This is a genomic window from Streptococcus australis, from assembly GCF_003943615.1.
GTDB lineage: Bacteria > Bacillota > Bacilli > Lactobacillales > Streptococcaceae > Streptococcus > Streptococcus australis_C.
Map to the genome: position 1 here is coordinate 154,047 of NZ_RJPZ01000002.1, position 21,472 is coordinate 175,518.

22 protein-coding genes and 1 riboswitch are annotated in these 21,472 nt (G+C 43.4%); of the genes, 1 reads left to right on the plus strand and 21 read right to left on the minus strand.

Features of this window, described 5'->3' with window-relative positions:
* Positions 1-12 precede the first annotated feature (12 nt).
* The 8 genes from D8785_RS02600 to tmk form a co-directional block, all read right to left on the minus strand.
* Positions 13-1,554: an ABC-F family ATP-binding cassette domain-containing protein gene (locus tag D8785_RS02600; protein WP_125374383.1), complete on the minus strand. Its 1,542-nt coding sequence runs from the start codon at positions 1,552-1,554 to the stop codon at positions 13-15.
* Between the two features lie 85 nt (positions 1,555-1,639).
* Complete coding sequence (locus D8785_RS02605; RefSeq protein WP_125374384.1) at positions 1,640-1,993, minus strand: arsenate reductase family protein; 354 nt, start codon at positions 1,991-1,993, stop codon at positions 1,640-1,642.
* A gap of 9 nt (positions 1,994-2,002) precedes the next feature.
* Entirely contained in the window at positions 2,003-2,491 is a 489-nt protein-coding gene (locus D8785_RS02610; RefSeq protein ID WP_125374385.1) for a methylated-DNA--[protein]-cysteine S-methyltransferase, read from the minus strand.
* A complete protein-coding gene (locus D8785_RS02615) occupies positions 2,484-3,056 on the minus strand; it encodes a GNAT family N-acetyltransferase (RefSeq protein ID WP_125374386.1) in 573 nt (190 codons plus the stop codon). Before D8785_RS02615 ends, D8785_RS02610 begins: the two co-directional genes overlap by 8 nt.
* Positions 3,046-3,930: a 16S rRNA (cytidine(1402)-2'-O)-methyltransferase gene (rsmI, locus tag D8785_RS02620; protein WP_125374387.1), complete on the minus strand. Its 885-nt coding sequence runs from the start codon at positions 3,928-3,930 to the stop codon at positions 3,046-3,048. Before rsmI ends, D8785_RS02615 begins: the two co-directional genes overlap by 11 nt.
* A gap of 2 nt (positions 3,931-3,932) precedes the next feature.
* Entirely contained in the window at positions 3,933-4,253 is a 321-nt protein-coding gene (yabA, locus tag D8785_RS02625; RefSeq protein ID WP_023024026.1) for a DNA replication initiation control protein YabA, read from the minus strand.
* 4 nt (positions 4,254-4,257) lie between these two features.
* Entirely contained in the window at positions 4,258-5,157 is a 900-nt protein-coding gene (locus D8785_RS02630; protein WP_125374388.1) for a DNA polymerase III subunit delta', read from the minus strand.
* Entirely contained in the window at positions 5,154-5,792 is a 639-nt protein-coding gene (gene tmk / locus D8785_RS02635) for a dTMP kinase (RefSeq protein WP_023024030.1), read from the minus strand. Before tmk ends, D8785_RS02630 begins: the two co-directional genes overlap by 4 nt.
* A gap of 172 nt (positions 5,793-5,964) precedes the next feature.
* Between tmk and D8785_RS02640 the strand changes: the two genes are divergently transcribed.
* Positions 5,965-6,852: a YitT family protein gene (locus D8785_RS02640; protein WP_125374389.1), complete on the plus strand. Its 888-nt coding sequence runs from the start codon at positions 5,965-5,967 to the stop codon at positions 6,850-6,852.
* Between the two features lie 39 nt (positions 6,853-6,891).
* Here D8785_RS02640 and D8785_RS02645 read toward each other — a convergent pair whose 3' ends face one another.
* The 13 genes from D8785_RS02645 to D8785_RS02705 form a co-directional block, all read right to left on the minus strand.
* A complete protein-coding gene (locus tag D8785_RS02645) occupies positions 6,892-7,548 on the minus strand; it encodes a CBS and ACT domain-containing protein (RefSeq protein ID WP_125374390.1) in 657 nt (218 codons plus the stop codon).
* 197 nt (positions 7,549-7,745) lie between these two features.
* On the minus strand, positions 7,746-8,456 hold the full coding sequence (locus D8785_RS02650; RefSeq protein ID WP_003008277.1) for an ABC transporter ATP-binding protein: 711 nt from the start codon (positions 8,454-8,456) through the stop codon (positions 7,746-7,748).
* On the minus strand, positions 8,456-9,220 hold the full coding sequence (locus D8785_RS02655) for an ABC transporter ATP-binding protein (protein WP_023024036.1): 765 nt from the start codon (positions 9,218-9,220) through the stop codon (positions 8,456-8,458). The genes D8785_RS02650 and D8785_RS02655 overlap by 1 nt, the downstream gene beginning before the upstream one ends.
* Positions 9,220-10,167 (minus strand): branched-chain amino acid ABC transporter permease, encoded by a 948-nt coding sequence (locus D8785_RS02660; protein WP_023024038.1) that lies wholly within the window; start codon positions 10,165-10,167, stop codon positions 9,220-9,222. The genes D8785_RS02655 and D8785_RS02660 overlap by 1 nt, the downstream gene beginning before the upstream one ends.
* A 3-nt stretch (positions 10,168-10,170) precedes the next feature.
* Complete coding sequence (locus tag D8785_RS02665) at positions 10,171-11,040, minus strand: branched-chain amino acid ABC transporter permease (protein WP_023024040.1); 870 nt, start codon at positions 11,038-11,040, stop codon at positions 10,171-10,173.
* Between the two features lie 81 nt (positions 11,041-11,121).
* On the minus strand, positions 11,122-12,279 hold the full coding sequence (locus D8785_RS02670; RefSeq protein ID WP_123160526.1) for an ABC transporter substrate-binding protein: 1,158 nt from the start codon (positions 12,277-12,279) through the stop codon (positions 11,122-11,124).
* A gap of 93 nt (positions 12,280-12,372) precedes the next feature.
* Positions 12,373-12,657: a DUF2129 domain-containing protein gene (locus tag D8785_RS02675; protein WP_023024043.1), complete on the minus strand. Its 285-nt coding sequence runs from the start codon at positions 12,655-12,657 to the stop codon at positions 12,373-12,375.
* 152 nt (positions 12,658-12,809) lie between these two features.
* Positions 12,810-13,400, minus strand: coding sequence for an ATP-dependent Clp protease proteolytic subunit (locus tag D8785_RS02680; protein ID WP_125374391.1), 591 nt, complete (start codon positions 13,398-13,400; stop codon positions 12,810-12,812).
* 162 nt (positions 13,401-13,562) lie between these two features.
* Positions 13,563-14,192: a uracil phosphoribosyltransferase gene (gene upp / locus D8785_RS02685; RefSeq protein WP_023024048.1), complete on the minus strand. Its 630-nt coding sequence runs from the start codon at positions 14,190-14,192 to the stop codon at positions 13,563-13,565.
* 100 nt (positions 14,193-14,292) lie between these two features.
* The gene (mgtA, locus tag D8785_RS02690) at positions 14,293-16,953 is read right to left on the minus strand and encodes a magnesium-translocating P-type ATPase (protein ID WP_260469858.1); all 2,661 of its coding nucleotides are present in this window, start codon (positions 16,951-16,953) and stop codon (positions 14,293-14,295) included.
* Positions 16,954-17,174: 221 nt separating this feature from the next.
* A riboswitch (M-box (ykoK) riboswitch) is annotated at positions 17,175-17,329 on the minus strand.
* Between the two features lie 28 nt (positions 17,330-17,357).
* Positions 17,358-18,539, minus strand: coding sequence for a MalY/PatB family protein (locus D8785_RS02695; RefSeq protein WP_125374393.1), 1,182 nt, complete (start codon positions 18,537-18,539; stop codon positions 17,358-17,360).
* A gap of 9 nt (positions 18,540-18,548) precedes the next feature.
* Positions 18,549-19,643 carry a cystathionine gamma-synthase gene (locus D8785_RS02700; protein ID WP_125374394.1) on the minus strand — a complete coding sequence of 365 codons (1,095 nt, stop codon included), beginning with the start codon at positions 19,641-19,643 and terminating at the stop codon, positions 18,549-18,551.
* A gap of 140 nt (positions 19,644-19,783) precedes the next feature.
* Positions 19,784-21,412, minus strand: coding sequence for a putative polysaccharide biosynthesis protein (locus D8785_RS02705; protein WP_125374395.1), 1,629 nt, complete (start codon positions 21,410-21,412; stop codon positions 19,784-19,786).
* Positions 21,413-21,472 lie beyond the last annotated feature (60 nt).

Sequence of the window (21,472 nt, forward strand, 5' to 3'; positions counted from 1 at the left end):
CTCTTTTTTTGTTTAAGTCAATTCATTAAAGTCCCAGATCTGGTCCATCCAGCCTTCATAGAAATCTGGCTCGTGACAAACCATCAGGATAGATCCCTTGTACTCTTTAAGAGCCCGTTTCAACTCTTCTTTGGCATCCACATCCAAGTGGTTGGTCGGCTCGTCTAGTACCAAGACATTGTTTTCACGGTTCATCAAGAGACAGAAACGTACCTTGGCTTGCTCCCCACCGGATAGTACCTGAATTTGGCTCTCGATATGCTTGGTAGTCAAACCACAGCGGGCAAGAGCTGCACGGACCTCTGCTTGATTGAGAGCCGGAAAGGCATTCCAGATTGCCTCTAGCGGTGTCTGACGATTGCCCCCTTCGACCTCTTGCTCGAAGTAGCCCAGCTCAAGATAATCCCCGCGCTCAACTTCACCAGCAATTGGTGTAATAATCCCTAGCAAGCTCTTCAAGAGAGTGGTTTTCCCGATTCCGTTGGCTCCGATAATGGCTACCTTTTGATTGCGCTCGAAGGTCAAGTTCAAAGGCTTGGTCAAAGGACGGTCATAGCCAATCTGGAGATCCTTAGCCTGGAAGATAAAACGTCCTGGGGTACGGGCATTTTTAAATTCAAAGGAAGGCTTTGGTTTCTCACTTTGCAATTCAATCAGTTCCATCTTGTCCAGCTTCTTCTGACGAGACATGGCCATATTCCGCGTTGCCACTCGCGCCTTATTTCGGGCTACGAAATCTTTGAGGTCAGCAATCTCTTTTTGCTGGCGCTCATAAGCCGCTTCCAATTGTGATTTCTTCATTTCATAGACTTCGAGGAATTGGTAATAGTCTCCAGAATAGCGGGTCAATTGTTGGTTTTCCACATGGTAGACGATGTTAATCACATCATTCAAGAAAGGAATATCGTGGGAAATAAGGACAAAGGCATTTTCATAATTCTGCAAGTAGCGTTTAAGCCAATCGATGTGCTCTGCATCCAAGTAGTTGGTTGGCTCGTCCAAGAGAAGGATATCTGGTTTTTCAAGAAGGAGTTTCGCCAAGAGAACCTTGGTCCGTTGGCCACCTGAAAGGGCCGTCACATCCGTTTCCATACCATAGTCCATGACCCCAAGAGCCCGTGCCACCTCATCAATCTTAGCATCCAAGGTATAGAAATCCCGACTCTCTAATCGATCCTGGAGCTCTCCGACCTCTTCCATGAGGGCATCCATATCCGCTCCATCTTCAGCCATTTCCATATAGAGGTCATTGATGCGAGCCTCTGCTTTAAAGAGTTCATCGAAGGCTGTCCGTAAAACGTCTCGCACAGTTTGCCCTTCTTTTAGGACAGCGTGCTGGTCCAGATAACCAGCTGTCACATACTTAGACCACTCAACCTTTCCTTCGTCAGGCAACATCTTCCCTGTCACGATACTCATGAAGGTCGATTTTCCTTCACCATTGGCTCCGACAAGACCGATATGTTCTCCTTTTAACAAACGGAAGGACACATCCTCAAAAATAGCCCGGTCTCCAAAGCCGTGGCTTAAATTTTTTACCTCTAAAATACTCATGATTGACTCTCTTTCATTGATTTCACTCGTATGATTATATCATCTTCAAAGCAAATTGAAAAGGGAGTCCAACTCCCTTTTATCCTTACAAACCTAAGTCCGAGTACGGTTTCCGGTAACCCACTTGAACAACTTTCCCATCCTTCACTAATAGTGGGCGTTTGATCAGCATGCCATCGCTAGCTAAAAGGTTTGCCGCTTCTTCTAGGGAAAGCTGGTCCACCTTGTCTTTCAAGCCCAATTCCCGATACTTCATCCCACTCGTATTAAAGAATGATTTGATTGGTAGAGAAGATTCCGTCATCCAGGTTTGCAATTGCTCACTGGTCGGGGTATCTACCACGATATCTTGGCTATCAAACTCACAACCTAAACTCGTTAGCTCCGATTTCGCCTTGCGGCAAGTCGAACATTTTGGGTATTCAATAAATGATAACATTTTTTCTCCTTATTCTTTCCAAGATATGGCCTCATGATTCAACAGCCAACGTTTGCGGTCTAATCCAGCCGCATAGCCGGTCAATTTATTCTCTATCCCCAGCACTCGGTGACATGGGATAAGGAGGATAAAGGGATTCCGTCCTACTGCTTGACCGATTGCTTGGGCCGATCTGCAAGACAGGGCTTGAGCAATCTCTCCGTAAGTCCGACTTTCCCCATAGGGAATCTGAGCTAGGTAGGTCCAAACTCTTTGTTGAAACTCTGTCCCTTGAGGAGACAGGGCAATGGGGATGGGAAGATCTTCCCCTAAAAAGTACTGATCCAACCATTCAAAGACAGCTTCATGAAGAGGACGACACTTTTCTTCAATGTGATCAATCCCTTGCTCACAATTAGCTTGGTCACAAAACCAGATCCCAACTAAGCTTTCCTCATCCACCACAATAGATAGAGGTCCCAAGGGACTCTGATAGAGTCGCCGATAGAACCTAGTCATTTTGAGATTGCTCCGCACGGTAGTCCCATCGATCATCTTCGCTAATCACTTGGAAAAGGCTAGTTTCTGCCTTCCGTTTAATCTTCTGATAAGCGAGACGAACACCATCAATTGGTACCTTCCCACAGTAATGGAAGCCTAACTTCTCTAAAAGATGCTGCATGACCTTGTTGTCAGGATGGGTATCACAGCGAAAGTCTGGACCTTTCTCTCCTTCGATCAAACCTTGAAGGAAAGTTTGGGCTACGCCTCGACCTGCGGCTTCTTTGGCAACAGCGACCCGGTGGAAACTGATATAGAGATAGTTATCATGTTCCCATTTTCCATCATAAATGTCATTATAGGCAGCTTCATTTCCCTTGTAGAGAGCAGCATAGGCTACGACTTCTTGATTCTCTACAGCTACATAACCACGACTCTCTAGGATATCCTCAAAAATGATTTCTTGATTGGGATAACCATCCTGCCATTGGTCCACGCCAGCTGCGGCTAAGCTCTCCTTGCCATCTTGAATGATTTCCATAATCCGATTGATTTCATTGGGATAGGCCATTCTAATTTCCATCAGACTCTCCTTTTTCTTCCTCTTGGTGGTAACGGGCATAGAGATCACTCTTTTGCAGCCCAAATTGTTTGGCAACCTGTTTGATTGCCTGGTTCTTTTTCATGCCAGACTGGACCAGAAGATCAATCTCTTGGATCAGATCCACTGCTTCTAGATCTTGCTCCTGCTCACTGGCTCCCTCTACAATCAAGAGACACTCTCCCTTAAGGGGATTTTCCTCTAGGTAAGCTACTAACTCCGCAATGGTGCCTCGCGTGTACTCTTCATAGATTTTGGTCAGTTCTCGGACTAGCACAACTGGACGGTCCCCATAGACAGCCAACATATTTTGAAGCGTCGCACGTACCCGGTGCGGTGACTCATAAAAGATTTGGGTCTCAGGATAGTCTCGTTTCTCTTGGAAAAAAGCCTTTTGCTGCCCTTCCTTTCGCGGGAGAAATCCATAAAAGATATGAGGTTGGGGAGCCAATCCACTCGCAATTAGACCCGTAATACCGGCGCTCGGACCAGGAACCGCCACAACGGGAATTTCTCGCTCAATGGCTGCCTTGACTAAGTCATGACCTGGATCCGAAATACTCGGCAATCCAGCATCCGATACCTGAGCCACATTCTTTCCAGATTCCAAATGAGCTAGTAAATCAGGAATTTTCTCCATAGCATTATGCTCATGAAAGCTGACTTGTGGCGTCCTAATCTCAAAATGCTTGAGCAAGAGTCCTGTATTGCGTGTATCTTCCGCAGCGATCAGATCTACCTCTTTTAAGGTTTGGATCATACGATAGCTCATGTCGTCCCGATTGCCAATCGGAGTCGGGACTAAAAAGAGGGTTCCTGTCTCTCTTTGGCCTTTAAAACTTCGTTGAATCTGCATACTTACTCCCTAAATAACAATTCATCACAGAAAATACACTCTTCATCGTTTTCACGGCGTTGACCATAGGAATCTGTACAAACATGAAATCCGTCATTGTAAATTCTTTGCAAATTTTCACGACCGTTTCGATGGAATTTAGGAGAGCTGGTTTTCTCCACTTCTCCTAACCGTTCTCTCAATTTATCATTTTCAAGACGGAGAGCAGTGTTTTCCTCGACAATGAGTTTGAGATTTTTCTTAATGGCTTCAACCTCTGCTAATGTAACCAGCAATTCCTGGGAGAAGCCATCCAAAGCATCAAATAATTCTTTTTTATTCATCTCTTTACCTTCTATTTTTCAACTGCAGGACCATAAACTCAAGAGCATTTTGAAAACTCACATTACGTTCCCACATCTGTTTGGCTAAGACTAATTTTTCTAGATAGTCTCTTCCTAGGGACAGACTGATGGAGCGTGCAAAGAACACTTCCATCAAGCGAAAGGCTTGGGCCTGCTTTTCTTTATCATCCGTCTCTTGGACCAAGCGAGAGACCAGCAAGTAGACATGCGGATCTGCTTTTAGACAAGCTGTGACGAAACGCTCACACTCCCTCGCCAGATCGAAAAAGGATGTATTCTGGGCGAGACTTTGGGCCTCATGAAAACCTTGGCTAAAGTTAGCTAACAGATCTGCTTGTTGAAGCAACAAACCTTCCTGAAGGAGATACTCTTTTAGGAAATCTTGGTTTTTCGGGAAATGAACCTGCTGCGCCCGACTTTTAATAGTCGGGAGAAGCAACTGCTCATCTGCTGTCAGCAGAAAGATATGTACTTCACTCTGAGGTTCTTCAATCACTTTTAGGAGTGAATTGGCCGCATTGACGTGCATCCGGTCTGCATCGCAAATGATAAAGACTTGCTTATATCCTTCATAGCCTGACTGGGAAAAATTCTGGATCAAGTCTCGGATCCGATCTGTCTTAATGATGTGATTGACCGGTCGTACAACTGTTACATCTGAGAATTCATCCTCTTCAATCAAGCGACAAGCCCGACAAGTCCCACAGGGCCAGACACCCTTCTTATCCGTACAAAAAAGACTTTGGGACAAGAGCTGGGCCATCTCAAAACTGCCAAAATCACCTGTAAAGAGATAGGCGTGGCTCAATCGTCCCTGTTCTAAAACAGCTTGGAAGCGGTCTACTAACTGAGGTTGAAGTTTTTGCACTTGTTCTAACTTCATTCACTGATCTCCAAGACTTCTTTAAGTAGAACCCAAGTATCCTCGACCACCTTGTCAAAACTTTGACTGGCATCAATTTTCACCACACGTTGCGGTTCTTTTTCGAGGATGGCCAGATAGCCTTGACGGACTTTTTGATGAAGACTGAGGCCTTCTAAATCCAAGCGATTGACTTCACGACTAGCACTCTTAGCAATTCGAGCCAATCCTTCTTCTACATCAATGTCAAAATAGAAGGTCCGGTTTGGCTTGAGACCATCGGTTGCAAACTGGTTTAACCATTCAATATCCGCTACTGCTAATCCACGGCCAAAACCTTGATAAGCTACCGAACTGTCGATAAACCGGTCCATAATGACTAGCTTCCCTGCTTCCAAAGCTGGAAGGACGCGTTCTGCCAAGTGTTGGCGACGACTGGCGATATAAAGAAGCAATTCTGTCTTAGGATCCATTTCCGTATGGGATGGATCAAGAATGACTTCGCGTATTTTTTCTGCTATGCCTACGCCACCTGGTTCCCGCGTGGTAATATAGGCAATTCCTGCCTTTTCTAAGCGTGGTAACAAGGCTTCTAAAACGGAGGATTTCCCTGCTCCTTCTGGGCCTTCAATTGAAATTAATGTTCCCTGTTTCATTCTCTTATCTTAACTTTCTATACTCTTTTCTCTAACATGCATCACTTCTTTTTATTTTACCAAAAATAGGGGTAAAAATCCTGTCCGAATCCGTGAAAATTGATGAAAATTATTTCCTATTTTTCATTTTTTTTGGTAAAATGAATGATGAAAAACGATTAGGAGAACGAGCATGTTTAAGGCAAAAAATATTCTGGCCATTATTTTTGGGGCTGGCATTTTTTCTTTTGGAATCTTCTTTCTAGTAATTCCATTTCACTTTTATGAGGGAGGGGCTACAGGGATTACCCTAATCACCTACTACCTCTTTAAAATTCCCGTTTCGGTCATGAACTTGGCTATCAATATCCCCCTCTTTTTCCTAGCCTGGAAATTACTGGGACTTCGATCCCTCTACCTGAGCTTGATAGGGACCTTCTCTGTTTCTTCTTGGATGGCTATCTTCGAGATGATTCCCGGGAGTCATCATCTCCAGAACGCGATTTACACTGCTTTAGATGGCGATATTCTCCTAGCCTGTATCGGATCAGGGGTTATCCTTGGAACTGGACTAGGGATCATCTTCAACGCAGGCGGTACAACAGGTGGAACCGATATCGTCGCTCGTATCTTTAACAAGTATACGACACTTTCTATGGGACGCCTGATGTTGATTGTGGATGCCATCGTCTTGACAACTGTTTTGATTGTCTTTAAGGACTTCCGAATTGCGGCCTATACCCTCCTCTTTATCCTGATTGACACCGTGGTCATTGATATCGTCGGTGAAGGAGGTTTTGCAGGAAAAGGGTTCCTCGTGGTTACTTCCAAACCGGATGAAATTGCTAAACAAATCACGACTGATTTGGGTCGAGGAGTCACATTTATGAACGGGATGGGCTATTATAGCCAACAAGAAATGAAGATCATCTACTGCGTCGTCTCTCGGAACGAAATGAAGCAAATGAAAGATTTGATTAATAAAATTGATCCATTCGCCTTCATTACCATTACAGAAGCCCACGAAATACTGGGAGAAGGATTTACCTTGGATACCAATAAGCAACCCATTGCTCGCTAAGACAAATAAAGAGCCTGAGAGATTCTCAGGCTCTTTATTTTAGAAGGCTTTTGCAGATGTGCGACTAATTTCGTCCACACGGATACCATTTTCTTCAAACTTCTTCTTGATGGCTTCTGTATCGGTAATCCCATCAATTTGAACTTCAATGACGACATGATCATCTTTGGTTGGGATATTGACAGTATTGGCAATGTTGTATCCTTCCTCTACAATCAAGTGAATGATTTGCTCTAGGACACCAACCTTGTCTTCTGTCACAAAGCGAATCCGAACTCCTTCTTCTCCATAACCGGATACTTCAAGAAAGGCACGGAAAATATCACGGTCTGTAATCACACCAGAAACTTGATCATTGTCCACGACTGGAAGAATTCCCACCTTGTTTTTATACATGAGATAGGTCGCATCTTCTAGGCTAGCAAATTTTGATACCGTAATCACGTCACGAAGCATGACGTCCTTAACTTTGGTTTTGTTGAGTAGGTAATTCATTTCAAAAATGGAAAGACTCGTCGCTTTTGATGGACTAGCTTCTGCAATGGTACCTTCTGTCACCAAGCCGACCAATTTGTCATTTTCAATAACTGGCAAACGGTGCAAACCTTGTTCCCGCATCAAATCTGCCGCATGGGCAATGGTAGTCTCAGGACTAATGTACACTACTTTACGGGTCATAAAATCTTTTACAGCCATAATCATTCTCCTATGCTTTTATTAGTTTTATTATACTTGATTTTTAGTAGTATTTCAAACGCTTTCAGCAGTTTTCTCTTGTTTTCAAAATTCAGAATTGCCTAATAATCCTTGCATTCTCCCCATTGAAAACTAGATTTTTCCAATCTTAGCGTAACCATTTTAAAAAAAGAGCCCAAGGGCTCTTTTTTATCTACTTATCCACCAAGGTAAGCCTTGCGGACTTCTTCTGAGGCTAAGAGTTCTTTTCCTGTCCCGGACAGAACGACTTTCCCTGTTTCCAAAACATAACCGCGGTCTGCGATGGCAAGGGCCTTGTTGGCATTTTGCTCAATCAAGAGAACAGTTGTTCCTTGTTTTTGAATATCTTGGATGATATCAAAAATTTCCTGGATAAAGATTGGGGCCAATCCCATGGAAGGTTCATCCAGAAGCAAGAGTTTTGGCGTCGACATGAGGGCACGACCCATTGCAAGCATTTGTTGTTCCCCACCAGATAGGGTAGCTGCATCTTGGTTCTTCCGTTCTTCCAAACGTGGGAAACGTGAGAAGACTTTCTTCAAGTTCGCTTGATTTTCTTCTCGATCTTTTTTCAAGAAAGCTCCCATTTCCAAGTTTTCCATAACGGTCAAGCCTGGAAAGACGTGTCGGCCTTCTGGAACTTGAGAAAGCCCAGCAGCTACAATTTTTTGAGCCGGAACCTTTTGAATCTCCTGACCCAAAAACTCGATTTTCCCAGCACTTGGACGCACCAAACCTGAAATGGTACGAAGAATAGATGTTTTCCCAGCACCATTGGCACCGATCAAGGATACAACTTCTCCTTCATTTACCTCGAAACTGACATCACGGACAGCCTGGATCATGCCATAGTGTACAGAAAGATTTTCAACTTTTAACATAGACATTAGGCTTCACCTCCTAGATATGCTTCGATTACACGTTTGTTGGACTTGATTTCATCTGGCGTACCATGGGCAATCAAGCGACCATATTCCAATACATAAATCCGCTCTGTTACTTCCATGACCAAACTCATATCGTGCTCGATCAGCATGATCGTAATATTAAACTCTTTTTGAATGCGACGGATTAGTTGGGTTAATTCTGCAGTTTCTTGAGGGTTCATTCCTGCAGCAGGCTCATCCAAGAAGAGGATCTTAGGCTCTGTAGCAAGGGCACGAACGATCTCTAAGTGACGTTGTTGACCGTAAGCTAAGTTTTTGGCCAAGGTAGCTGCTTCTTTTTCCAAACCAAATATTGCTAACAATTCGAGGGCTTTTGCTTTCAATGCTTCTTCATTTTTGTAATAGCTTGGCAAACGGAAAAGACTAGCAAAAACATGTGGTTTGTGGTGATTGGCAAAGGCAATCAAGACATTGTCCAAAACACTCAAATCTTTAAAGAGACGGATATTTTGGAAAGTCCGTCCAAGACCACCAGCAGCGATTTTATAAGGGGCTTTCCCGTTTAAAAGGTGCCCATCTAAAGTAATGGTCCCTTCACTTGGCTCATACACTCCTGTTAGGAGGTTGAAGAGGGTTGTTTTACCGGCACCGTTGGGTCCGATCAAACCAACCAATTCCCCTTCATTGAGTTCCATGGTCACATCCCCAACGGCTGTCAAACCACCAAAGTTTTTTGTTAAATTTTTTACTTCAAGAAGTGCCATTAGTTAGCCTCCTTTTTTGAGAGTAGTTTTTTCAAGCTAAATTCCCATGTTCCAAGAAGACCACCTGGGCGGAAGATCATTACGAGAATCAAAGCTAATGAGTAAATGATCATACGGATACTTGAGAAGTCTTGAAGCACCATGTTCAAAATCCCCAAGACGATGGCTGCCACAACTGTTCCTGACATCGATCCCAAACCACCAAAAACGACAATGATCAAGACATTAATGGTATTGGTGAAAGAGTAATCTTTCGGAACAACAGAACCGATAAAGCCGGCTTGAAGAGATCCAGCAATCGCCGCTGTGATCGCACCAAATACAAAGGCAATGACTTTAACTTTGGTCGTATTGATCCCAACAGATTCTGCGGCGATTTCATCTTCACGAACAGAAAGGGTAGAACGCCCAATTGGACTGCGTAAGAAGTTGATGGTAAAAATAGTCGTAATGACAACAAAGATGTATACCAATTGCCAGGTTGTAAAAGCTGGTAAACCAAGGATCCCCGCGGCACCATTTGTTAGAGTACCACCATTAACAATCAAGATCCGGATGATTTCTGAAACCCCAAGTGTTGCAATCGCCAGATAATCTCCTTTCAACCGAAGGGTTGGTACCCCAACGATCAAGGCAACGATACCAGCAATCAAGGCTCCTAAAACCATAGCGCCAAAGAAAGCTCCGTAGGTTGGTGATTTAGAACCGAGAATAGCTGCAGAATAGGCACCAATCGCCATAAATCCAGCGTGTCCGAGCGAGAATTGACCTGAAAAACCAACGATGAGGTTCAAACCAACCGCAAGAATGATATTAATCCCGATTTGTTCCAAAATTTGGATATAGAAGAGGTTGAGGACACCTGCTGCAACCAAGACTTGGATCAAGGCAAAACCTGCTACCAAAAGACCAAGCCAGACTAAATTCACTTTTAAATTTTGTTTCATGGCTTACACCTTCTCTTTCACATTTTTACCGAGGATACCTGCAGGACGGATGAGCAAGATCACAATCAAGATGGCATACACAATGGCATCACGGAAATCTGAGAGACCGATCGCTGTAGCGAAGGTTTCCAACAAACCGATGACAAATCCACCTAGAGCAGCACCTGGAATGATTCCGATTCCTCCAAGAACGGCTGCGACAAAGGCTTTAATCCCTGGTGTCATCCCCATCAAAGGTTCGATCGAGTTGTAATACAAACCGATCAAGACACCACCAGCACCCGCTAAGGCTGATCCTAAAGCAAAGGTAAAGCTGATGGTCCGGTTGACGTTAATCCCCATCAATTGAGCAGCATCGCTATCGACAGAAACGGCACGCATAGCTTTCCCCATCTTTGTCTTTTGGATAATAAATTGAAGAGCGACCATCAAGAAAATAGACACTCCTAAAATCATCAATTGAATGTTGGAGATTGAAATAGGACCAAAGTTGTAACGAACAATTTCAATGACTTGCGGGAAGGAACGGGTATTGGCCCCTACAAAGAAGACCATCCCATATTCGAGCAAGAAGGAAACCCCGATGGCTGTGATCAAGGCTGCAATCCGAGTTGAATGACGAAGCGGACGATAAGCCAGGTATTCAATCACAACCCCTAAAATAGCTGTCCCAACCATCGCCAGAAGCAAGGCTACAAAGAAGTTAACTTTCAATGAGTTCAATAAGAAATATCCCATAAAGGCACCTACCATGTAGATATCCCCATGGGCAAAGTTGATCAATTTGATAATTCCATACACCATGGTATAACCAAGGGCTAAGAGTGCATAGACACTTCCCAAGATTAGACCGTTCACTAATTGCTGGAGCATTTGAACCATCCTTTCTAACAATAAAGAGCGAGGCCAGGAATTTTCATTCTCCCAGCCTCTTGTACAAACAACAAATGATAATTAAGGTTTAACCGACTCAACTGACTCAACTTTACCATCTTTTAAGCCAATCATAAGTGCAGATTTAACCGGATTATGGTCTTTGTCAATAGACATTGTACCAGTAACACCTTCCAAGTCTTTCAACTTCGCAAGGTTGTCTTTCAATTCAACAGAGTTCTTAGCACCTTTAGATGCTTCTGCAATCATGTAAACTGAATCATATGCCAAAGCTGCAAACATTGAAGGTTCTTCGTTGTATTTCGCTTTATAAGCTTCTACGAATTTCTTAGCTTTATCAGTCATTTCACCTTCAGTAGAGAATCCAGCTACATAGTAGATATCTGTAGCTGCAGCAGGTGTTGCTTGTTCAACGAATTTCGCATCACTAAATCCATCACCACCGATAATTGGTTGTTTGATTCCCATACCACGTGCTTGGTTTACGATTTTACCAGTTTCAGTGTAGTACCCTGGAAGGACAATCGCATCGAAGTCTTTATCTTTGATTTTTGTAAGAGCAGCTTGGAAGTCTGTATCCTTAGATTGGAAAGTTTCTGTCGCTACGATTTCACCTTTATAAGATTTCTTAAAGGCTTCAGCAATCCCTTTCGCATAGTCAGATGAGTTATCATAGTAAAGAACAACTTTCTTCGCTTTCAAGTTCTCAGTTGTGTATTTAGCAATAATTTGTCCTTGGAAACTATCGATGAAGGTTGCACGGAAAAGGTAATCTTGACCTTTTGTCAAATTGTCTTGTGTTGCTGATGGTGTTACCAATGGAACACCTGCTTTACCAGCATTGGCAACCGCTGCGGCAGTGGCACCTGAAGTTGCAGGTCCTACAAGAGCGTTCACTTTTGATTGAGTGACAAGGTTTGTAGTGATAGTAGCTGCTTCAGCTGTTTCAGATTTGTTATCTTTGTCTGTGACAACAATCTTCTTACCATCAGCTCCACCATTAGCATTGATTTCATCAACGGCCAATTGAGCACCTTTTTGTTCAGCACTACCATATGCTGCTACTTCACCAGTTTTTTCAAAGTTAAAACCGATTTTTAGTTCTTTGCCGATTTCGTTACCAGTTGTGTTTGAACCTGAAGTTGAAACTTCACCACAGGCAGCAAGAAGAGCGACACTTGCAATTGTTAAAAATGAAAGAGCAAATTTATTCTTCATTTGTAATAATCTCCTTAAATAATTCTTTAAATAAATAGATATTAAGAATATACCGAATTATCTGAAAATTGTCAATATAAAAAACGCAATCCTTTAAATGATTGCGTTTTCTCCTTGTGTTTCATCCTTTTGACGATGCAAACTTCCCACAAAATCACGATCCAATTCTTGAATATGGCAAATTTGTACCTTCTTTACAAAGCGTTCTTTTTTTAATTGCTGCACGATTTCAAGGACTTGAGGACTATCAACATAGACCTGTACATAGCGCATTTTTTTGGAATGATAGATCACATCCCCAATTCCCTGTAATTTCTTTGCATCTCGATTATAATACAATTTTACAATTAAGCCTGTTCTAGCTTGCTTCTCAAACATATACAATCCCTTTCTGCTTCTGTTACAAGTATAGCAAATTTCAGGTAAAAATTCTATCTTTTTCTAGAAAGACTAAAAAAGAGGCTGGGACAAAAGTCCTAGCCTCTCAATTATCTTTGGATTGTCGAGCAAGACGCAGTGGTTAAGTTTCCTTATCCAAGATTGTTGTTGGCCATGATTTCATCGATGAAACCATAAGCTAAGGTTTCTTCTGCAGTCATCCAATTATCCCGTTCTGCATCAGCATGGATTTTCTTGATGGTTTGACCTGAATTATCTGCCAAGATTTTTTCCAATCTGTGACGTGTTTTCAACAAGTGTTCTGCAGCAATCGCCATATCTGTTTGTTGGGTACCGCCACCAGTACCACCCATTGGTTGGTGGATCATGTACTCAGCATTTGGCAACATGAAACGTTTGCCTTTGGCACCACTTGATGCAATCACAGTTCCCATTGAAGCAGCCATCCCCATAACAATAGTTTGGACGTCTGATTTGATAAAGTTCATGGTATCGACGATAGCCAACCCTGCAGAGACAGAGCCTCCTGGCGTATTGATATACATATAGATATCTTTGGTATTATCTTGGGCATCCAAGAAGAGCAATTGGGCAATAATCGAATTGGCCATTTGGTCTTCTACCGGTCCTGTTACCATGATAATACGGTCTTTTAATAAGCGGGAATAGATGTCGTACGAGCGTTCGCCACGACTGGTTTGTTCAATAACTACTGGAATCATTCATTCATCTCCTTTTATCCATTATAACCGGCACCACCTCATGAGTTTCATCCGGTTGATTCGAGAGGCTAGCTCTCCTTCCATTCTTTATAAAAGCTATTATATCCCATTGGTCAACAAAGGTCAATTTTTTACTTTCCCAAAAAAGGATCGGATAGGCGCTTATTTGGTACCAAACAAGCGGTCCCCAGCATCTCCAAGGCCTGGAACAATGTAGCCATGATCATTCAAGTGGTCGTCGAGGGCTGCTGTAAAGATATCAACATCTGGATGAGCTTCTTGAAGAGCTTTCACCCCTTCAGGTGCTGCCACCAAGCAGACAAACTTGATGTGGCTAGCTCCACGTTTTTTCAAAGAATCAATCGCAAGAATAGCTGATCCACCGGTTGCAAGCATCGGATCTACTACAAAGATGCGACGTTGATCAATATCTTCTGGCAATTTCACCAAGTATTCAACTGGCTTCAAGGTTTCTTCATCTCGGTACATCCCGATATGCCCAACTTTGGCAGCCGGTACCAAACTCAAGAGCCCATCTACCATCCCGATTCCTGCACGAAGGATTGGGACAATTGCTAATTTTTTACCAGCAATTTGTTTTTGAACCGTTTTTGTGATAGGTGTTTCGATTTCTACATCTTCAAGAGGAAGTTCGCGCAACACCTCGTAGCCCATCAACATAGCAATTTCATCAACTAATTCACGAAAAGCCTTTGTAGAGGTATCAGTCCGACGCAAAATAGACAATTTATGCTGAATAAGTGGATGTTTAATAACTTCAAGTTTTCCCATTGTGGTTCCTTCTTTCTCTATATTCATCTTATTATATCAAAAAGGAAGAAAAAGGCCTACAAATATGCAAACCTTTTCTTTTCTTATTTTAATAGCTATCTTATAGCCACTCCTTGTACTTACCAATATAATAGTGTTTGACCATGGTGACGCTTGCCATATAAAGGAAGAGAATCCCCGCTAGTAATAGGAAATAGAGAGCATTCAGTGGCGCTACTTTTAACAAGGAAGCCAATGGGCCATATGGTAAGAAGGTAACCAAGAGCCCGCCCAATAGGGTCGTTGCCATGACAGCAAAAGCTGGTCGACTTTGAACAAAGGGCAATTTTGGAGAACGAAGCATGTAGATTACCATGGTTTGGGACCACATGGACTCGATAAACCAGCCTGTTTGAAAGAGCATAATGAAGAGTCCTGCACTATCTGCACCATGGACATAGCCATATCCTGTAATCATTGGTACGATAACAAAGTAGAGAATGATAAAGGTCAGGATGTCAAAGACAGAGGAAATAGGACCGAACCAGGCCATAAAGCGGGTAATGGATTTTGCTTCCCAGATTCTTGGTTTCTTCAAAAAGTCCTTATCCACCCGGTCGAAAGGCAAGGCGATACAGGAAAGGTCGTAAACCAAGTTCAAAACGATGAGATGGATAGGGGCCATCGGAAGGAAAGGAAGGAAAATACTGGCAAAGAGAAGAGAGAAGATATTCCCAAAGTTGGAAGAAACGGTCATCTTGATGTACTTGGTCATGTTGGCATAGACTTTGCGTCCTTCTACCAAGCCTTTTTCAAGGACCATCAAGTCCTTATCCAGAAGGATAACATCTGCTGTTTCTTTAGCAATATCAACGGCTGTATCAACCGAAATCCCCACATCTGCCACCTTCATGGATGGAGCATCGTTGATACCATCTCCCATATAGCCGACCTTGTGGCCATTTGCTTTGAGTTGAAGGATAATGCGTGCTTTTTGATCCGGAGACAATTTTGCAAAGACGGTAGTGGTTTCAACTGCCTGGGCTAACTCTGGGTCAGAAAGACTGTCAATATCGCTACCCAGCAAAATGCGGTCCACATCCAGACCCACCTTTTCACAGACAGCTTGGGTCACTTTTTCATTGTCACCCGTAAGAATTTTCGTGGCAACTCCGTATTCAGCAAGGATATTGATGGCTGGTGCTGCAGATGGTTTTGGTGGGTCCAAGAAAGCAAGATAGCCCGTCAAGATCATATCCGCTTCATCCGCTACTTCAAAGGCATAGCCTTCCTCAAGGTTTGATTTGTAGCTGACACCTAGCACGCGCAGACCTTGCTCATTAAGCTGAGCTACTTCTGCCAAGACTTCTTCTCGCACTTGGTCTGTTAGAGGAATAATCTCATCCTTGTATTCTACATAACGAGACACTGCTAACATTTCTTCCAAAGCTCCCTTGGTGACCATGCTCACAAGGCCTTGCTCATCCTTGACGATGACACTCATCCGCCGGCGTTCAAAGTCAAAAGGCAGTTCATCAATCTTTTGGAAGCTTTGATCTAAACCTCTGACGATTTCGTGTTTCTTAGCTTCTCGTTCTGTCCGACTGATAATGGCCCGGTCCATCAAATTTTTAAGACCCGTTTGGAAGTAAGAGTTGAGATAGGCCCGACGAAGGACGGACAAATCGAGCTCCCCATGAATATCAAGTGGGTATTCGAGTACAATCTCATCTTGAGTCAAGGTTCCCGTCTTATCCGTACAAAGAATATCGATAGCACCTAGGTCTTGGATGGCGTTGAGCTTTTTGATGACGACTTTTTCTTTGGCCATGATAATGGAGCCCTTGGCCAAGCTAGCAGTGATAATCATCGGAAGCATTTCCGGAGTCAAGCCTACCCCCACACTGAGGGCAAAGACGCCCGCTTCTAGCCAGTCCCCATCTGTCAAGCCATTGATAAAGAAGACAACGGGCACCATCACCATCATCAGTCGAATCAACAACCAAGAGATGGTGTTCATTTCTCGTTCAAAAGAAGTTGGTTCATCGTAGGTATTGATGGTTTGTTCAATCGCTCCCATCATGGTTTCATCCCCAACGACCAAGACCAAGGCTGTTGCTCGACCTGAGATAACGTTGGTCCCCATGAAAGCTAGACTCTCACTCTCTAGGAGACTGTCTAGATTTTGGCTAGTCGCCTTTTTTAAACAAACTTTTTCGACAGCATCACTCTCTCCTGTCAAACCAGATTGTTGGACGAAAAAGTCCCGTGAATCTAGTAAGACCACATCCGCTGGAATCATGTCACCTGCACTCAGTTTGATCAAGTCGCCCACAACGATTTCATCAATAGGGATTTCTTCTTCCTTGCCTTCTCGAATCACCGTCGCTGTATTGACAATCATTCGAGAGAGGTTGCTAGCAGCCTTGTCACTTCGCAACTCTTGGACAAAGCGAATCCCTCCAGAGAGGAGAACGAGAACGACGATAATGAGAGAAGTCGTTGGGTCTTCCTCTCCTGGTTTGGCTAACCAAACATTGGTCACCAGAGAAACAAGGGCAATGAGAAGCAGGATGACTGTGAAGGGATTGATAATGGATTCAACAATCCGTTTCCAGATAGAGATTTCTTGTCCCTTGGTGAGAACATTTTCTCCATAGATATCCCGGTTCTCCTCTACTTGGTCTTCTGTCAAGCCAGACCAGCTAGATTGATAGTTGGCTAAAGTTGTTGTTTCTGCATCTTGCAATGCAGCAATGAATCTTTCTTTTGTTGTTTGCATTGGAATCTCCTTTTCCATCAGGAGCCAAACGCTTATAGAGTCCCGATGACACAAATCAGCGATTGGCTGGCTATGTGCGGCTCGGGATGATCGTCGATTTGTATCATAGTGTTCTCCTTTTCTACTTGATATTGAGAGGGTTCTTATGCATAAGAAAAGAGCCCTCCCTCATTCAGGTAGGACTCATGAAACTCGTCGTTTATTTTTTAATAAAATTTCTCAAAAAATAGACCGTCCAAGCTTTAGCTCCGCAAGGCGATGAAATGAGCTTAGTCTTGACCTTTGCGATCAGGACTGTTGACCAACGAGTAGTGTCTCCACTGCTTTGCGGTAGTCATCCGTATCCTTGCGGTAGCCTCACCTACCGTTATTCTCCTTGAGTATACTCCTCCCCTATAGAAAAGTCAACCCTCACATGAACCTTTTTTAGGAAAGGCAGTGACAATCCGATCAACAATCTCTTGAACCAGGGATTTCGGAGCCGCCACATTTAGTCGAGCATGCTGTTTCCCTTCGACCCCGAAGTCTGTTCCCTTATTGAGGATGACCTTAGCCTGATCATGAAGCCGAGCATGCAATTCTTCCTCAGACAAACCGTAGGCAGAAAAATCAAGCCAAAGCAGATAGGTCCCTTGCGGTTTCATCACACCAATATCTGTCTGCTCGCGCAAAACTGCTACAGTGTAGTCGATATTTTCTTCCAAGACTTCCTTTAAGTCCTCTAACCAAGCCTTTCCATTCTGATAGGCCACTTCTGTGGCGATAAAGCCAAGGGCAGAGATTTCATGTTGATTGTTTCGTAATTGCCGAGCTTGGAAGGATTTCCGAAGTGCATCATTTTCGATGATGGCATAGGAATTTTTTGTCCCTGCGATGTTGAAGGTTTTGGTCGCACTCGATAAGACAAGGGTGAAATCCTTAAAGCTTGGATCTACCGTATTAAAACAGATGTGCCGATTTCCAAATAGAGCCAAGTCTTGGTGAATTTCATCTGAAACAAGCAGGACCCCATGTTTTTGACAGAGACGACCAATCTTTTCTAGGGCTTCTCGCTCCCAAACGCGACCACCTGGATTATGAGGATTGCAGAGGATATAGAGCTTAACTTGGTGCTCTACAAAGTCTTTTTCCAATTGCTCAAAATCAATTTGGAAGAGTCCATCCACTTCCACAAGGGAATTGGTCACTAATTTGCGTTGATTGAGACGGACGCTACGGGCAAAAGGTGGATAAACTGGCGTATTGATGAGAACAGAATCCCCTTCCTTAGTGAAAGCTTGAATAGCCGTTGAAATAGAGGGAACCACTCCTTCCATAAAGACAATCGCTTCCTTCTCAAACACATATCCATGTTCTGTCTTTTCCCACTCCTGAACAGCTCGGTAAAGTTCCTCACTAGGATAGGTATAGCCGTAGACTAATTGATCTGCGTAATCTCGAATTGCTTGTCGAACAGCAGGTAAGGATTCAAAATCCATGTCGGCAATCCAAGCAGGAAGAAGTTCAGGATCTTGTTCTGACTCCCTCCACTTGCTAGTGTGGTGCCCCAAACGATTGGGGACGGTCAAAAATTGTTCTTTTCCCATGATGGACTCCTATCTAGCCAATGCTTGTTCTAAATCCTCTATCAAATCCCTCGCATCTTCAATTCCGATGGAAAGGCGAAGCAAGTCGTCCGTTAAACCATAAGAATGCCGAACCTCTGCAGGAATATCTGCATGAGTCTGGGTCGTTGGGTAGGTAATCAAACTTTCCACCCCACCTAAACTCTCTGCAAAGGTAAAGACATGCAAGTGGTTGAGAATGGTTGGGATTTTTTCTTCCTTCCTTACTTTAAAGGAAACCATGCCTCCCTTGCCAGTATACAAGACTTCCTTAACAGCTTGATGCCCCTTCAAGAACTCTACTACCTTCTGAGCATTTTCAGTGGAGCGCTCCATACGAAGAGCCAAGGTTTTTAACCCACGAATCAATTGGTAGCTATCAAAAGGAGAGAGAACAGCTCCTGTTGTGTTGAGATTATAAAAGAGTTGCTCATAGAGGGCTTCATCATCTGTGACAACAACACCAGCCAACACGTCATTATGCCCCGCTAAATACTTGGTCGCTGAGTGGAGGACGATATCTGCTCCTTCTTCAATTGGACGTTGGTAGATAGGGCTATAGAAGGTATTGTCTACAATCACTTTTGCCCCTTTTTCATGAGCTAAGGCAGCTAGTTTCTGGATATCAAACTCCAGCATGAGCGGGTTAGTCGGCGTTTCAATATAGAGGATATCCACTTCCTCTTTCAATCCCTCTACCAATTCTTCTTCTGAATTGGCATAGGTAAAGAAAAAGCGTCCTTCTTGTTCCATCTGGTTGAACCAGCGGAAAGAGCCCCCATAAAGATCCCGTACTGCCAAGACATTACTGCCAACAGGAAAAATACTAAAGGCTAGGACAATGGCAGACATACCTGAGCTCGTCACCAAGGCATGCTCTGCACTCTCAATAGCTGCCAAGGTCTTTTCAGCGTTTACCCGCGTCGGATTCTTGGTACGGATATAGTCAAAACCAGTAGATTGACCAAACTCTGGATGCTGGTAAGTGGTTGAAAAATGAAGCGGAGTAATCAAAGCCCCCGTTGCTGGATCCGACTTGATTCCCGCTTGAGCTAGGATGGTGTTAATATTCTTTTTGTGACTCATACAAACCTCCAATGGACGTAAATTCAATTGTCTCTATTGTATCACTTCTTTAGATGATTCGGTTTTTCCTTTTTCAAGAGCTAGATATAGCTTCAAACTATAATGAAAAAAAGAGGTGGGATAGACCCAACCTCTACTGGTTATGAAATATGAAATTTATTTCGAAGACTGGCTGCCTTGCTGCCAATGAAGCGATCTAAGAAACGAAGACGAAGACCGAGGCCACCGTATACGACGATTCCCACACCACCAATCAGTGCTACATAGACCATGCTCGTCACTCGACCATTTGGTTTTAAGACAAATCCAAGAATCAAGGCTGAAAGTAAAACCACTAATAGCATGATGAAGGTTAAAATAGCTGTTAATAAGCTCCGTTTAAAGACAGTCTTTCGATTAAATTTAGTTACGACATGGATTTCTTTATACATGAAGACGATTGGAATCATGAGACCAATCGTAGTAGAAAGAAGAGGGCCATAGGCTTTAAAGAAATAGATGAAAGGCACTTGTAGAATCAGTTTCACCAATACTCCATAGCCAAAGTAAAGAATCGCCTTCCGATTTTGGAAAAGAGCCTGGATCATAGGAGAGAGTACCGTATACAAGCCTAAAATAATAGTCTGTAGCATCGCTAGGATAAAGAGTCCCAAAGCGAGGGAATCTGGTTTCCCGTAAAAGACAGTATAAAGTGGCTCTGCAATGGCTACTGCTCCAATCGTCGCTGGAAGCAAGAAGGCTACTAGCATGGTCAAATTATCTTGAACCAGCTTACCCGCAGCCCGGAAATCTCCTTTAACATAGTTCTCTGTAAGAAGAGGAATCCCCACTCCTCCAATAGAGGTCGCTACCGCAATCAAAATCATGGTGATTTTATTTGGATTTGCTGAAAAGTAGCTGAACTGAACCAAAAGCTCTGAACGACTGAAGTTGGTAAACCAAGACATAACATTGCTATAGGTCATCTGGTCGATAATTTGGAAGAGCTGGATGGCTGATCCTGTTACAATGAACGGAATCGCTTCACGAATGGTATCCCACAAGAGAGCCTTAGTATCGATCTCATTATCAGACTCTGGTCGATGGATAATGTGCTGTAGAAGTCCTGTTTTCCAGAGGTAATAGACGAGGACAAGGAGACTCGCTCCCATCCCAATAAAGGCTGCAAAAGTGGACTGGGTCACGGCTTCAACGTAATCACCTGAGCCGACCTTCATAATGAAGTAGGCTGTCAAAAGCATCCAGATAACCCGAATCACTTGCTCTGCAATTTGACTAATGGCATAAGGTTTCAGATTGTTATGACCTTGGAAGAAGCCACGAATCACACTCATGGAAGGGAAAATGAGGACCGCCCAAGACAGGCTTTGCATGACAGGGATTAAGTCCTTCCCACCTCCAGACAAGTTTGCAAATACTGGAGAAAGCAAATACATGATAATGGCAAAAACCAAGCCCAATAAAGACATGAACTTAAGGAAACCACGAATCATGGCAAAACTGTGTTCTTCTTGACCCTTGGTATTGTACTTGGCCACTTGCTTAGCAACCGCTACAGGTACTCCTGCTGTTGAAATCAGCAAAAACCAAGCGTAGATATTGTAGCCCATGGTAAAGAGACCGTTTGCCTCTGCACCATGTTTGCCCATCCAGATATACCAAGGGATGATATAGGCCGCTCCTAAGAGACGACTAATGAAATTACTGGCTGTTAACCAGACAGTTCCGCGGAGCATCTGGGCCTGTTGATTACTTGTTTCGTTACTCATATGTTTCCTCTACTTTATAGTCTTCTTTCATTATAAACTTTTCCTTTACACTTGTAAAAT